Annotated in this window: 12 protein-coding genes; 10 read left to right on the plus strand and 2 right to left on the minus strand. The window is 70.7% G+C overall.

Features of this window, described 5'->3' with window-relative positions; genetic code table 11:
- Positions 1 to 7 precede the first annotated feature (7 nt).
- Together mtnN and KVA01_RS08875 are read right to left on the minus strand one after the other, a co-directional pair.
- Positions 8 to 748 carry a 5'-methylthioadenosine/S-adenosylhomocysteine nucleosidase gene (gene mtnN, locus KVA01_RS08870; protein WP_218023605.1) on the minus strand — a complete coding sequence of 247 codons (741 nt, stop codon included), beginning with the start codon at positions 746 to 748 and terminating at the stop codon, positions 8 to 10.
- Complete coding sequence (locus KVA01_RS08875) at positions 745 to 1203, minus strand: S-ribosylhomocysteine lyase (protein ID WP_068470896.1); 459 nt, start codon at positions 1201 to 1203, stop codon at positions 745 to 747. The genes mtnN and KVA01_RS08875 overlap by 4 nt, the downstream gene beginning before the upstream one ends.
- A 194-nt stretch (positions 1204 to 1397) precedes the next feature.
- Between KVA01_RS08875 and rpsO the strand changes: the two genes are divergently transcribed.
- From rpsO to KVA01_RS08925, 10 genes are all read left to right on the plus strand, one after another.
- Positions 1398 to 1667 (plus strand): 30S ribosomal protein S15, encoded by a 270-nt coding sequence (gene rpsO / locus KVA01_RS08880; RefSeq protein WP_068470783.1) that lies wholly within the window; start codon positions 1398 to 1400, stop codon positions 1665 to 1667.
- 291 nt (positions 1668 to 1958) lie between these two features.
- A complete protein-coding gene (locus tag KVA01_RS08885) occupies positions 1959 to 4211 on the plus strand; it encodes a polyribonucleotide nucleotidyltransferase (protein WP_141269849.1) in 2253 nt (750 codons plus the stop codon).
- 21 nt (positions 4212 to 4232) lie between these two features.
- On the plus strand, positions 4233 to 5657 hold the full coding sequence (locus tag KVA01_RS08890; protein WP_141269851.1) for a M16 family metallopeptidase: 1425 nt from the start codon (positions 4233 to 4235) through the stop codon (positions 5655 to 5657).
- Between the two features lie 6 nt (positions 5658 to 5663).
- Positions 5664 to 6422 (plus strand): 4-hydroxy-tetrahydrodipicolinate reductase, encoded by a 759-nt coding sequence (gene dapB / locus KVA01_RS08895; RefSeq protein WP_068470787.1) that lies wholly within the window; start codon positions 5664 to 5666, stop codon positions 6420 to 6422.
- The gene (locus KVA01_RS08900; protein WP_068470788.1) at positions 6419 to 7054 is read left to right on the plus strand and encodes a tetratricopeptide repeat protein; all 636 of its coding nucleotides are present in this window, start codon (positions 6419 to 6421) and stop codon (positions 7052 to 7054) included. Before dapB ends, KVA01_RS08900 begins: the two co-directional genes overlap by 4 nt.
- A 10-nt stretch (positions 7055 to 7064) precedes the next feature.
- Positions 7065 to 8000 (plus strand): 4-hydroxy-tetrahydrodipicolinate synthase, encoded by a 936-nt coding sequence (gene dapA / locus KVA01_RS08905; protein ID WP_068470900.1) that lies wholly within the window; start codon positions 7065 to 7067, stop codon positions 7998 to 8000.
- A gap of 15 nt (positions 8001 to 8015) precedes the next feature.
- Positions 8016 to 9710, plus strand: coding sequence for a ribonuclease J (locus KVA01_RS08910; RefSeq protein ID WP_068470790.1), 1695 nt, complete (start codon positions 8016 to 8018; stop codon positions 9708 to 9710).
- A gap of 80 nt (positions 9711 to 9790) precedes the next feature.
- Positions 9791 to 12727 carry an FtsK/SpoIIIE family DNA translocase gene (locus tag KVA01_RS08915; RefSeq protein WP_068470792.1) on the plus strand — a complete coding sequence of 979 codons (2937 nt, stop codon included), beginning with the start codon at positions 9791 to 9793 and terminating at the stop codon, positions 12725 to 12727.
- Positions 12706 to 13356 carry a CDP-alcohol phosphatidyltransferase family protein gene (locus KVA01_RS08920; protein WP_371858578.1) on the plus strand — a complete coding sequence of 217 codons (651 nt, stop codon included), beginning with the start codon at positions 12706 to 12708 and terminating at the stop codon, positions 13354 to 13356. The genes KVA01_RS08915 and KVA01_RS08920 overlap by 22 nt, the downstream gene beginning before the upstream one ends.
- Positions 13353 to 13874, plus strand: coding sequence for a CinA family protein (locus KVA01_RS08925; protein ID WP_068470795.1), 522 nt, complete (start codon positions 13353 to 13355; stop codon positions 13872 to 13874). Before KVA01_RS08920 ends, KVA01_RS08925 begins: the two co-directional genes overlap by 4 nt.
- Positions 13875 to 13897 lie beyond the last annotated feature (23 nt).

Genomic DNA, 13897 nt, shown 5'->3' on the forward strand with positions numbered 1-13897 from the left:
GGTGCGGTCAGTGCTCTCGGGGCAGTCCGCGCAGCAGCTGCCGGACGGCGGCCGCGCTGATCGCGGCCACGGTGTCGATCTCCAGGTGGAACTGCTGGTCCGCGGCGGGTCCGCACAGGTCCGAGATGCTGCGCAGCGCCAGGAACTCGCGCCCGCGGGCGTGGCAGACCTGCGCCAGCGCGGTGGTCTCCATGTCGGTGCTCAGCGCCCCGGGGAACGTCTCCCGCGTGGCACCCACGTTCTCCGCGGTCACGAACGAGCCGCCCGAGAGCATCTCGCCCCGCCACAGTGCGTGCCCCTCGGCGGCGATGAGGGTGCTCGCCGCAGCCATGAGGGTTTCCGACGCCGCGTAGGACGCGGGCATGCCCGGCACCTGTCCCGGTGCGTAGCCGAACGCGGTGGCGTCCGCGTCCGTGTAGCGGAACCGTGTGCCGACCACCAGGTCTCCCACGTTCACGTCCGCGCGCAGACCGCCGGCGGATCCGGCCGAGACGACCACGGAGGGCTCGAAGAGCTCCAGCACCGTGCCCAGCGCGGAGGCCGCGTTGACGAGCCCGATCCCGGTGCGCACCAGCAGGACGGGCCGGCCGTCGAGCTCCAGCGCGTGGACGTCCGCACCCCCCACCAGTTGCGGGGACGCGCTGCGGGCGTCCGCGGCGTCGAGGAACGGCTGCGCCTCGTCCGGCATGGCGACGAAGACGGCGGGTGCTCCCACGCAGGCGGCGAACGCGGCGGCGTCGTCCGTCATCGCGTGACCTCGTCCCACGCGGCGCGCTGCGCGAGGAAGCCGCGGACGGCGTCCTGCGCCGCGCTCAGGCTGTGGTTGGCGCCCCAGCCGCACTGCACCTCGTTGGCCGCGGGGACCTCCGTGGCGTCCAGGATGTCCTGGAACGTGCGGGCGAGCAGGTCCTCGAACTCGGAGGTCTCCACGCCGAGCATGAGGGCGTAGAACCCCGTCTGGCAGCCCATGGGGGAGAAGTCGATCAGCGCGTCCGTGTGGTTGCGCATGTGCTCGGCCGTGAGGTGCTCGATGGAGTGCACGGCCGCCATGTCCAGGTGGTCCTGGTTGGGCTGGGTGAAGCGGACGTCGTACTTCACGAGCGTGTCACCGCCCGGCAGCTGCTTGCGGTCCGCGATCCGCACGTAGGGCGCGGCCACGGTGCGGTGGTCCAGGTTGAATGATTCGACGTTCATCTTCTGCATGCCGCCCATTCTTCCAGGCGGGGCGGACACGCAGAACGGTACGGCGCACGGAGACCGCCCCCTTGACCGATCCGTTACACTGGTTGACGGTCTGACTGCGGTCCGTGGCGGTCGGGCCCCGGGAGCATGCTCCCGGACCCCGGGCGGGAATCTCACGCACCGGGCGGACACGGTACTGACTCGAGGAGTTAACCATGGCCCTGGATGCCGCGATCAAGAACCAGATCATCACCGAGTACGCGACGCACGAGGGCGACACCGGTTCGCCCGAGGTCCAGATCGCCGTGCTGTCTCGCCGGATCTCCGATCTGACCGAGCACCTGAAGACGCACAAGCACGACCACCACACCCGCCGCGGCCTGATGGCCCTGGTCGGTCGTCGTCGTCGCATGCTGGACTACCTGCGTCGCACCGACATCGCCCGCTACCGTGCGCTCATCGAGCGCCTCGGCCTGCGCAAGTGATGTGACCCAGGGACTTCCCCGCACCTGCTTCCGGGAGGCGCGGGGAAGCACCGCACCCGGCGCTGCTCGAGACGAGCACCGCCAGGGGCCGCCCCCGAGCTGCCCACCCGCGGCGATCGCCGCCCGGTACCACCGGAGCGGATCCCGCAGAACCACAACGTTCCACGCGCCCGCGCAGCATGTCGCGGTCCTCGACAGTGGCCTTCGCAACGCACCCCGCGCTGCGAGCGCCTCGATCGAAGACCGGTGTGTCGCGCGGGTCGCGTACCACCGAGAAACAGGAGGTGACCCGTGGAGGGTCCCGAGATCCAGAGTGCAGAAGCCGTCATCGACAACGGCTCCTACGGAAAGCGCGTCGTGCGCTTCGAAACCGGGCGTCTCGCCCGTCAGGCCGCCGGTTCAGCCATGGTCTACATCGACGAGGAGACCTCGATGCTCTCGGCCACGGCCGTGGGCAAGCACCCCCGCGAGGGCTTCGACTTCTTCCCGCTGACCGTGGACGTGGAGGAGCGGATGTACGCCGCCGGCCGCATCCCCGGCTCCTTCTTCCGGCGCGAGGGCCGTCCGTCCACGGACGCGATCCTCACGTGCCGTCTGATCGACCGCCCGCTGCGCCCCGCGTTCGGCAAGGGCCTGCGCAACGAGGTGCAGGTGGTCGTCACCGTCATGTCCATCGCGCCGGACGAGATCTACAACACCGTGGCGATCAACGCGGCGTCCATGTCCACCACGCTGTCCGGGATGCCTTTCCAGGGCCCCGTGGGCGGTGTGCGCATGGCGCTGATGGCGCAGGAGGACGGCGGTCACCAGTGGATCGCGTTCCCCAAGCACTCGCAGCTGGAGAACGCCGTGTTCGACATGGCGGTCGCCGGTCGCGTGGTCACCACCAAGGACGGCGGCGAGGACGTCGCCATCATGATGGTCGAGGCCGAGGCCACCGACAACGCGTGGGAGCTCATCAAGGGCCAGGGCGCCGTCGCCCCGACCGAGGAGCTCGTGGCCGAGGGCCTCGAGGCCTCCAAGCCCTTCATCAAGGCGCTGTGCGACGCCCAGGCGGACCTCGCGGCCCGCACCAAGAAGCCCGAGATGGAGCTGCCGCGCTTCGGCGGCTTCGGGGACGACGCCGCGAAGGCCGTCGAGGAGTTCGTGGGCGAGCGCATGGCCCAGGTCTACTCGATCGCCGGCAAGCAGGAGCGCGAGGCCGCGAGCGACGAGCTGCACCAGGAGACCCTGGCGGAGCTCACGGGCGAGGGCAAGCCCTTCGAGGGTCGCGCGGACGAGATCAACGGTGCCTACCAGGCGCTCACCAAGCAGACCGTGCGCCAGCGCATCCTCAAGGACAAGGTGCGCATCGACGGCCGCGGTCTCACGGACATCCGTGAGCTCAGCGCCGAGGTGGACGTGCTCCCGCGCGTGCACGGCTCGGCGCTGTTCGAGCGCGGCGAGACCCAGATCCTGGGCGTCACCACGCTGAACATGCTCAAGCTGGAGCAGCAGATCGACTCGCTGTCCCCGGTGAAGCACAAGCGCTACATCCACCACTACAACTTCCCGCCGTACTCCACGGGCGAGACCGGCCGCGTGGGTTCGCCCAAGCGCCGCGAGATCGGCCACGGCGCCCTCGCCGAGCGCGCGATCACCCCCGTGCTGCCCACGCGCGAGGAGTTCCCGTACGCGATCCGCCAGGTCTCCGAGGCGCTGGGCTCCAACGGCTCCACCTCCATGGGCTCCGTGTGCGCCTCCACCCTGTCGCTGTACAACGCCGGTGTGCCGCTGCGCGCGCCGGTCGCGGGCATCGCCATGGGCCTCGTCTCCGACACCGTGGACGGCGAGGTCCAGTACGCGGCCCTCACCGACATCCTCGGTGCGGAGGACGCCCTGGGCGACATGGACTTCAAGGTGGCCGGCACCTCCGAGTTCGTGACCGCGATCCAGCTGGACACGAAGCTCGACGGCATCCCCGCCTCCGTGCTCGCGTCCGCGCTGACCCAGGCCCGCGAGGCCCGCCTCTACATCCTGGACGTGCTGACCTCGGCCATCGACGCCCCGGACGAGATGAGCGAGTTCGCCCCGCGCGTGATCTCCGTGAACGTCCCCGTCTCCAAGATCGGCGAGGTCATCGGCCCCAAGGGCAAGATGATCAACCAGATCCAGGAGGACACCGGCACGGACATCTCCATCGAGGACGACGGCACCGTGTACATCGGCGCCACGGACGGTCCCTCGGCGGTGGCCGCGCGTTCCGCGATCAACGCGATCGCGAACCCGCAGGTTCCCGAGGTGGGCGAGCGCTACCTGGGCACGGTCGTGAAGACCACCACCTTCGGTGCGTTCATCTCCCTGACCCCCGGCAAGGACGGTCTGCTGCACATCTCCGAGATGCGCAAGCTCAACGACGACAAGCGCGTCAACGAGGTGGACGACGTCCTGTCCGTGGGCCGGAAGGTCCAGGTGGAGATCACCAAGGTGGATGACCGCGGCAAGCTCTCGCTCGCACCGGTCGTCGCGGGCTCCGAGGCCCCGGCCGACGCCGACGAGAACTGAGCAGGAGGCTTCCAGTACTCGATGGCAGTCGTCGACCTACCCCTGAGGGCGGGTGACCCGTCGGAGCGCGACTCCGACCGGGGCACCCGCCTTCGGGCGTCCCTGACCTCCGAACTTCCCGGCGGCTTCACCCACGTGGTGCACGACGACGCCGAGGGGGACGTGATCACCCGCACCGTCCTGCCGTGCGGGACCCGTGTGCTGAGCGAGCGGATGCCCGGTCAGCGCTCGGTCTCCGTGGGCTTCTGGGTGAGCCTGGGATCCCGTGACGAGGCCCCCGGGATGCTCGGGTCCACGCACTTCCTGGAGCACCTGCTGTTCAAGGGCACGTCCAGCCGCAGCGCCCTGGAGATCGCCGAGGCGTTCGATCGGGTGGGCGGGGAGTCCAACGCGTTCACGTCCCACGAGCACACGTGCTACCACGCCCGGGTGCTCTCGGAGGAGCTGCCCATGGCGGTGGACGTCCTCGCGGACATGTTCACCGGTGCGGTGCTCGACCCCGAGGAGTTCGACCGCGAGCGCGGCGTGATCCTCGAGGAGATCGCGATGGACCGGGACGACCCCATGGACTTCGCGTTCGAGCAGTTCAACGCGCAGGTGCTCCACGGCTCCGCGCTCGCCCGGCCGATCGCGGGCACGCATGAGGAGATCCGCAGCGTGAGCCGCGAGGGGGTGTGGCAGCACTACCGGGGCGCGTACCGCCCGGAGAACCTGGTGGTCACGGTCGCGGGCGGTCTCGAGCACGAGAACGTGGTGCGGCTCGTGCGCCAGTCCCTGACCCGCGCGGGCTGGGACCCGGACGCGCCCACGGAGGCGGGCGGGCGGCGTCGTGGTGCCGAGGCGGTCCTCACGCCGCTGACGGGAACCCGCGCGATCCACCGGCCGGTCGAGCAGGCCCACGTGGTCCTGGGCGGCACCGGTCTGCGCGTGGGGGACGAGCGCCGCTTCGCCATGACCGTCCTGAACGCCGCCCTGGGCGGCGGGATGTCCTCGCGGCTGTTCCACACGATCCGCGAGCAGATGGGCCTGGCCTACTCCACGTTCTCGTTCTCCGGCTCGTACTCGGACGCCGGGTTCTTCGGCATGTACGCCGGGTGCACGGGGGAGCGGGTCGAGCAGGTCAGCCGCCTGATGCGCGTGGAGCTGGAACGGCTCGCGCAGGACGGCATGGACGCGGCAGAGCTGGACAAGGTGGGCGGTCAGCTCAGCGGAGCGACGGTGCTCGCGCTCGAGGACACCGGCTCGCGGATGTCCCGGCTGGGCTCCGCGGAGCTGAATACCGGCTACTTCATGGGCGTGGACGAGTCGCTGGGCAGGATCCGCGCGGTCACCTCGCAGGACGTCCAGGACCTCGCGGCGCAGCTCGCGGAGCACTCGACGGTGCGCACCGTGGTGGGCCCCGGGACCGACGCCGCATTCGAAGACGACGAGCAGGACGGGCGGTAGCAGACCGTGCAGGAACGCATCAGGGTGGCCGTGCTCGGCCGCAACGGACGGATGGGCTCGGAGGCCGTGCGCGCCGTCGAGGACGCCGAGGACATGGCGCTCGTGGCGGCGCTGGGCCGCGGGGACGACCTCCAGGGGATCGTCGATGCCGGCGCGGACGTGGTCGTGGACCTGACCGTGCCGAGCGCCACGCGCGAGAACGTCCGCTTCGCCGTGGAGCACGGCATCCACGCGGTCGTGGGCACCACGGGATGGGACGACGCCGCCCTGGCCGAGCTGGAGACGCAGCTCGCCGCCGCGCCGGGGACGGGTGTGCTGATCGCCCCCAACTTCGCGGTGGGCGCGGTGCTCGCCATGAAGTTCTCCGAGCTCGCCGCGGCGTTCTTCGATTCCGTGGAGATCGTGGAGCTGCACCACCCGCGCAAGCTCGACGCGCCGTCGGGCACGGCCGCGCGCACCGCGCAGCTCGTGGCCCAGGCGCGCGAGCGCGCGGGGCTCGGCGGCTCGCCGGACGCGACCGAGTCCGACCCCCAGGGGGCCCGCGGCGCGGACGTGGACGGCGTGCACGTGCACTCCGTGCGGCTGCAGGGACTCGTGGCCCACCAGGAGACCCTGCTCGGCAACCCGGGGGAGCAGCTGAGCATCCGCCACGACTCCTTCGACCGCGTCTCCTTCATGACGGGTGTGCTCCTCGGGGTGCGCTCCGTGGCCTCCCACCCCGGGCTGACCCGGGGGCTGGACGGCTACATGGACCTCGGGCTGTGAGCGCCGTCGGGGGCCGGAACGGTCTGCGCTGGTGGACCGCCGCCGTGGTGCTGCTGCTGGTGGTCACGGTGCTGTTGCTACCCGTCTCCGCGGGGTCCAGGACGTGGCTGATCGCGATGCTCGCCTTCGCAGGGGTCTTCACCGTGCTGGAGATCGGCTCCCGCGGCCGGCTGCTCGCGGCGCTCATGGTCGCGCTGCTGGCCCTCTACCTGGGGCTCTCCTTCCAGCGCGCGGTGTTGCTGCTCGGCAGCGACGGGTGGATCGTGAAGCTGCTCGGCGTCGCGATGCTCGTGATCCCCGCCGTCGGGGCCTGGGCGATGGTGCGCGAGATCGTCTTCGGCGCACGCACGCAGCGCCTCGGCCGGGAGCTGGCCGCCCGCGGCGAGCTGCCCGAGGACGACCTGCCGCGCACCCCTTCCGGACGCTACGTGAGGGAGGCTGCGGACGAGCACTTCGACGTCGTGCGCCGCGAGGTCGAGGCCCGGCCCGAGGACTGGGGCGGCTGGTACCGGCTGAGCCTCGCGTACTCGGCCAGCGGCGACGGCCGGCGCGCACGCGGCGCGATGCGCACCGCGATCGCCCTGCACCGTGGTGCGGACCCCGAGACCGTGCTCGTCGGTTCCGGACGGTAACCTGGTGTCCATGACTCAACACAGCGCCCCTGTGCAGAACGACCGCCCCGCTCCCAAGTTCGGGACCCTGCTGACCGCCATGGTCACCGTCTTCCACGACGACGGCTCCGTGGACCACGACGCCACGGCGCAGGTCGCGGTCGACCTCGTGGACGGCGGCTGCGACGGTCTGGTGGTGTGCGGCACCACCGGCGAGTACTCCACCATGACGGACGAGGAGAACCTGTCGGTCTTCCGCGCCGTCAAGGAGGCCGTGGGGTCACGGGTGCCGCTGCTCGGCGGCACGGGCTCGAACGACACCGAGCACTCCCGCCACCTGTGCCTGGAGGCGGAGAAGATCGGCATGGACGGTCTGCTCGTCGTCACCCCGTACTACAACAAGCCCACCCAGGCGGGGCTCGAGGCGCATTTCCGCTCGCTCGCGGACTCCGTGGACACCCCCATCATGATGTACGACATCCCGGGCCGCGCGGGGGTGGCGATCGAGCCGGAGACCATGATCTCCCTCGCCTCCCACCCCAACATCGTGGCGGTGAAGGACGCCAAGGCGGACTTCATGGCGGCGGCGCGCGTCATGGCGGAGACGGAGCTCGACTTCTACTCCGGGGACGACGGCCTGACGCTGCCGTGGATCGCCCTGGGCGCGGCGGGTCTCGTGGGCGTGACCACGCACATCGACACCCCCCGCTACCGCCGCCTCGTGGACGCCGCCCGTGGCTCGGACCTCGAGACCGCGCGGCGGATCAACGAGGAGCTGCTGCCGCTCGTGCGCGCCACCATGACCCGGGTGCCCGGGGCCGTGGCGGCCAAGACCATTCTTCAGTGGCAGGGTCGCCTGCCGAACAACACGGTGCGGCTTCCGCACGTGGTACCCACGCAGGCCGAGCTGGAGCAGATCCGTCAGGATCTGAGCACGTCGGTGGCTGCGAACACACTGATCAACTGAGACGAAAGGGGTCTCATGACCCGATGGAACACCACTGACCTCGCCGTTCCCCCCGCACTGGGCAAGGACACCCTGCGTGTCATCCCGCTGGGTGGCCTGGGCGAGGTCGGTCGGAACATGACCGTGTTCGAGATCAACGGGCAGCTGCTCGTGGTCGACTGCGGCGTGCTCTTCCCCGAGGAGACGCAGCCCGGAGTGGACCTCATCCTCCCGGACATCAACTACATCCGGGAGCGCCTGGACGACATCGTGGCGATCGTGCTCACGCACGGCCACGAGGACCACATCGGCGCCGTCCCGTACCTGCTCAAGCGCCGCCCGGACATCCCCGTCCTGGGCTCGCAGCTGACCCTCGCGCTGATCGAGGCCAAGCTGCAGGAGCACCGCATCAAGCCGTTCACCATGGCCGTGCGCGAGGGCCAGGTGGAGCGCCTGGGCGAGTTCGAGTGCGAGTTCGTCGCCGTGAACCACTCCATCCCGGACGCCCTGGCCGTCTTCCTGCGCACCAAGGCGGGCACCGTCCTGCACACCGGTGACTTCAAGATGGACCAGTTGCCCCTGGACGGGCGCATCACGGACCTGCGGCACTTCGCCCGCCTGGGCGAGGAGGGTGTGGACCTGTTCCTCACCGACTCCACGAACGCCGAGGTCCCGGGGTTCATCCCCTCGGAGAAGGCCATCGGCCCCGTGCTCACGGACGTGGTCTCCCGCGCCAAGCAGCGCGTGATCGTGGCCTCCTTCTCCTCGCACGTGCACCGCGTGCAGCAGGTGCTCGACGCCGCGGTGGCCAACGGCCGCAAGGTGGTCCTGATGGGCCGCTCCATGATCCGCAACATGTCCATCGCGGAGAAGCTCGGCTACCTGGACGTCCCGCCGAACGTGCTCGTGGACCAGAAGAAGGTCGGGGACTACCCGGACGACAAGCTGGTCATCATGTGCACCGGTTCGCAGGGCGAGCCCATGGCCGCGCTCTCGCGCATGGCCGACGGGGACCACAAGGTGCAGGTCAACGCGGGTGACACCGTGGTGCTGGCCTCGTCCCTGATCCCCGGTAACGAGAACTCCGTGTTCCGCGTGATCAACGGCCTGATGCGCCTGGGCGCCAACGTGGTGCACAAGGGCAACGCGAAGGTCCACGTGTCCGGCCACGCCGGTGCGGGCGAGCTGCTGTACTGCTACAACATCGTGGAGCCCGAGTACGTCATGCCGGTGCACGGCGAGGTCCGGCACCTGATCGCCAACGGCGACCTCGCGCAGGAGACCGGCGTTCCCGAGGACCACGTGCTGCTCGCGGAGAACGGCACCGTGGTGGACATGCACGCCGGCAAGGCGAAGATCACCGGCCAGGTCGAGTGCGGGTTCATCTACGTGGACGGCTCCTCGGTCGGTGAGATCACGGAGGCCGACCTCAAGGACCGCATGACGCTCGGCGAGGAGGGCTTCATCTCCGTGGTCACGGTGGTGAACCGAGACACCGGCAAGATCGTGTCCGGCCCGGACATCCACGCCCGCGGTGTGGCGGAGGAGGACAAGGTCTTCAACGAGATCCGCCCGAAGATCGCGGCGGCCCTCGAGGACGCCCTCGCGGAGAGCGGCAAGAACCACAGCGCTTACCAGCTGCAGCAGATCGTGCGCCGCACGGTCGGTTCGTGGGTCTCGCGCAAGCTGCGCCGCAAGCCCATGATCGTCCCGGTGGTCGTCGAGGTCTGACTGTCCCCTCGACCCCGCAGCGTCGGCCCGCCCGGAGCATGCTCCCGGCGGGCCGTCGCGCGTCCGGGTACCCTGGGGGAATGGCGTCACGAACTTCCCCCGCGCGCTCCACGAAGACCGCCACCCGGTCCTCGAAGTCGGCGGGTTCCCCCAAGAACGGCAAGAAGACCCCCTCCCGCACAACCTCCCAGGGCCCCTCCGCGGGCTCGCAGGCTCTGCACGGGATCGTGGGTGCCTGGTCGGGTGCCGGTCACGTGGTGGGTGCCGCGGTGCGCCGCGTGGGGACCGTGCGCACGGACATCGCCCCCGAGCAGCGCCGTGACGGCGGTGCGCTCGTGTGGCTCGTGCTCGCCGTGCTGATCGCCGCGGTCGAGTGGTGGAACCTGCGCGGCGTGGACCTCACGGCCGTGGCCGTTCCCGCCTCGTGGGTGCACTCCGTGGTGGGCGGCACCTTCGGCTTCATGGCCCTCGTGCTGCCGCTGTTCTGCTTCTGCTTCGCCGTCCGGGTCTTCCGTCACCCGGAGGCCACCCAGGCGAACAACCGGATCGCCATCGCCCTGCTCGCACTGACCGTGGCCGGGTCGGGCACCGCGCACATTGCTGGCGGGGCACCGTCCCTGGGCGACGGCTTCGAGACGGTGTGGCGGGCCGGCGGTTTCGTCGGGTTCCTCGCCGCGGACCCGCTCTCCTCCCTCATCACCCCGTGGGGCGCGCTGGCCGTCTTCGTGGCGCTGGCCGTCCTTGCCCTGCTCGTCATGACGGCCACCCCCGTGGGGGAGATCGGCCCGCGGCTGCGCCTGCTCTACCGCCGACTCACCGGCCAGACCGAGCCGCGCACCACGGACCTCTCCGCGACCGAGCACGACCGCTCCTACCTGGACCCCGTGCCCGCGGCCCGCTCCGGCAGGGGCGGGCGCGCGCGGCGTCGTCGTGAGCGGGAGGAACTCGACCGCTACGACGGCGACGAGGCCTTCGAGCGCGCCGTCGTGGACGAGGCCAACCGTCGCGAGGCGCAGGGCTCCGCCACCACCGTCTTCGACGTGGGCTCCGCGCCCGGCGGGTCCTCGCGCAAGGGGGGCTCCTCGAGCGCCCGCGCCGGTGACGTCCAGCCCGCGGGCCTGCAATCCACCGAGGCCGTGCCGGCCCCCGAGGCCGGACCGCGCCCGGGGGAGAAGCGGCCCACCAAGTCCCAGCGCGCGGCCCAGAAGCTGCGCGAGGAGCAGGGCATCACGCCGGCCGCGGACACGGCGGCGGCGTCGGACGCCCCGGCGCTGGCCGCCCTCGACGACACCGTGGACGCGCGAGAGGCGGCGGGCGCCCGGACCCACACGCCCAGCACGCCCATCCCGGCACGCTCCGAGCAGCTGAAGCTGCAGGGCGACGTCGCCTACAGCCTTCCCCCCGTCGCGGACCTCGTGCAGGGCCCACCGGCCAAGGAGCGCTCCGAGGCCAACGACCAGGTGGTCGCCGCCCTGACCAACGTGCTGCAGCAGTTCAAGGTCGATGCCGAGGTCACCGGCTTCTCCCGCGGCCCCACGGTCACGCGCTACGAGATCGAGCTGGGATCCGGCACCAAGGTGGAGCGCGTCACGGCGCTGTCCAAGAACATCGCCTACGCCGTGGCGTCCGCGGACGTCCGGATCCTCTCGCCCATCCCCGGCAAGTCCGCCATCGGCATCGAGATCCCCAACACGGACCGCGAGACCGTGGCCCTGGGGGACGTGCTGCGCTCGCAGAAGGCCCGCGCGTCCGAGCACCCCATGATCATGGGGGTGGGCAAAGACGTCGAGGGCGGCTTCGTGCTCGCGAACCTCGCCAAGATGCCGCACATGCTCGTGGCCGGAGCCACCGGTGCGGGCAAGTCCTCGTTCGTGAACTCGATGATCGTCTCGATCCTCATGCGCTCCACACCGGACGAGGTGCGCCTGGTCATGGTGGATCCCAAGCGCGTGGAGCTCACGGCGTACGAGGGCGTCCCGCACCTGATCACGCCCATCATCACGAACCCCAAGAAGGCCGCCGAGGCCCTGCAGTGGGTCGTGCGGGAGATGGACGCGCGCTACGACGACCTCTCCCACTTCGGCTACAAGCACATCGACGACTTCAACAAGGCCGTGCGCAACGGCAAGGTGCAGCCGGAGCCGGGCTCCAAGCGGACTATCCGGCCCTACCCGTACCTTCTGGTGATCGTGGACGAGCTCGCGGACCTCATGATGGTCGCCCCGCGCGACGTCGAGGACGCGATCGTGCGCATCACCCAGCTCGCCCGTGCGGCCGGCATCCACCTGGTGCTCGCCACGCAGCGGCCCTCCGTGGACGTGGTCACCGGTCTGATCAAGGCCAACGTGCCGTCCCGCATGGCGTTCGCGACCTCCTCGGTCACGGACTCGCGCGTGGTCCTGGACCAGGCCGGGGCGGAGAAGCTGATCGGCCAGGGCGACGCCCTCTTCCTGCCCATGGGCGCGTCCAAGCCCATGCGCGTGCAGGGCGCGTGGGTCTCGGAGTCCGAGATCCACAAGGTCGTGGAGCACGTCAAGGCGCAGATGACCGTGGACTACCGGGACGACGTCGTCCAGGAGGCTCCCAAGAAGACGATCGACGAGGACATCGGGGACGATCTCGACGTCCTGCTGCAGGCCGCCGAGCTCATCATCACCACGCAGTTCGGCTCCACGTCCATGCTGCAGCGCAAGCTGCGTGTGGGCTTCGCGAAGGCCGGGCGGCTCATGGACCTGCTGGAGTCGCGCGGCGTCGTCGGCGCGTCCGAGGGCTCGAAGGCCCGCGACGTGCTGGTGAAGCCGGACGACCTCGCGGCCACGCTCGCGCTGATCCGCGGCGAGGAGCCGCCCGCCGGTGCGAGCTCCGGACATGACGACGCCCCGGCAGACGCGGGTGCGGGCATGGGTTCGGTCGACTACGGCGAGGACCCCGTGGCGGCGTCGCTCGCGGACGTCGCCCACGACTATCACGACGAGTCCGAGGAGTCAGAGGACGCATGGGAGTTGACGGGACGATGAGCACCAACCACGACGGCACCGGCCAGGGCGCGGACGCGCCCGCGGCCTCGAACTGGAACCTCCCCAACGCGCTGACCACGCTGCGCATCGTGATGGTGCCGTTCTTCGTCTGGTTCCTCGTGGCCGGCGGCACGTACGGCCAGGACTCGATGGGCATGCGGTGGGCGGCGGTCGTGACGTTCGGCGCGGCCATGTTCACGGACAAGCTGGACGGGGACATCGCCCGCGCCCGCAACCTGATCACGAGCTTCGGCAAGATCGCGGATCCCATCGCGGACAAGCTCCTCACGGGTGCCGCGTTCGTGGTGCTCTCGATGCTCGGGGAGCTGTGGTGGTGGGTCACGATCGTGATCCTGGTGCGCGAGTGGGGCATCACGCTGATGCGCTTCGTGGTGATCCGCTACGGCGTGATGGCCGCGTCCAAGGGCGGCAAGACGAAGACCGTCCTGCAGACCGCCGCGCTGATCGCGCTGGTCCTGCCGCTCGCACCCTTCGTGGGTCAGTGGTGGTTGTGGCTCGCGTGGCTGCTGACGGCGCTCGCGCTGATCGCCACGGTGGTCACGGGCGTGGACTACGTCGTCAAGGCCGTGCAGCTGCGCAACCGTGCGCTGCGGGGCGAGGGCGCGTGAGCGCCGCTGGTTCCGCCCCCGCTGCCTCCGAGCCGCAGGGGTACGACGCCACGGCGCTCGTCCGTCTGGCCACGGACCTGGGCGTGACGGTCGGGACCGCGGAGTCCCTCACCGGGGGAGCCGTGGCCTCGCAGATCGTCACGGTGGCGGGGGCGTCGGGGTGCCTCGAAGGCGGCGTAGTGAGCTACTCGCACGCGGTCAAGAAACGTGTCCTGGGCGTGCCCGGTGACCTCCTGGAGCGCGTGAGCGCGGTGGACCCGGACGTCGCCCTGGCGATGGCCCGCGGGGCGCGCCGTGCCCTGGGCGTGGACTGGGCGGTGTCGACCACCGGCGTCGCCGGCCCGGAGCCGCACGACGGGCATCCCGTGGGGACCGTTTTCGTGGCGGTCAGCGGGCCCGGGGGAGAGGCCGTGGAGCACCTCACGCTCACGGGGGACCGGGCCGCCGTGCGGGAGGCGAGCGTGGCGCGCGCCATCGACATGTTGGCGACTCAAATCTCTTTCACAGCCAACGCCTAGTGCTTTTCCCTCGGCCGCAGGGA

This window comes from Kocuria varians, from assembly GCF_006539885.1.
GTDB classification, from domain to species: Bacteria; Actinomycetota; Actinomycetes; order Actinomycetales; family Micrococcaceae; genus Kocuria; species Kocuria varians.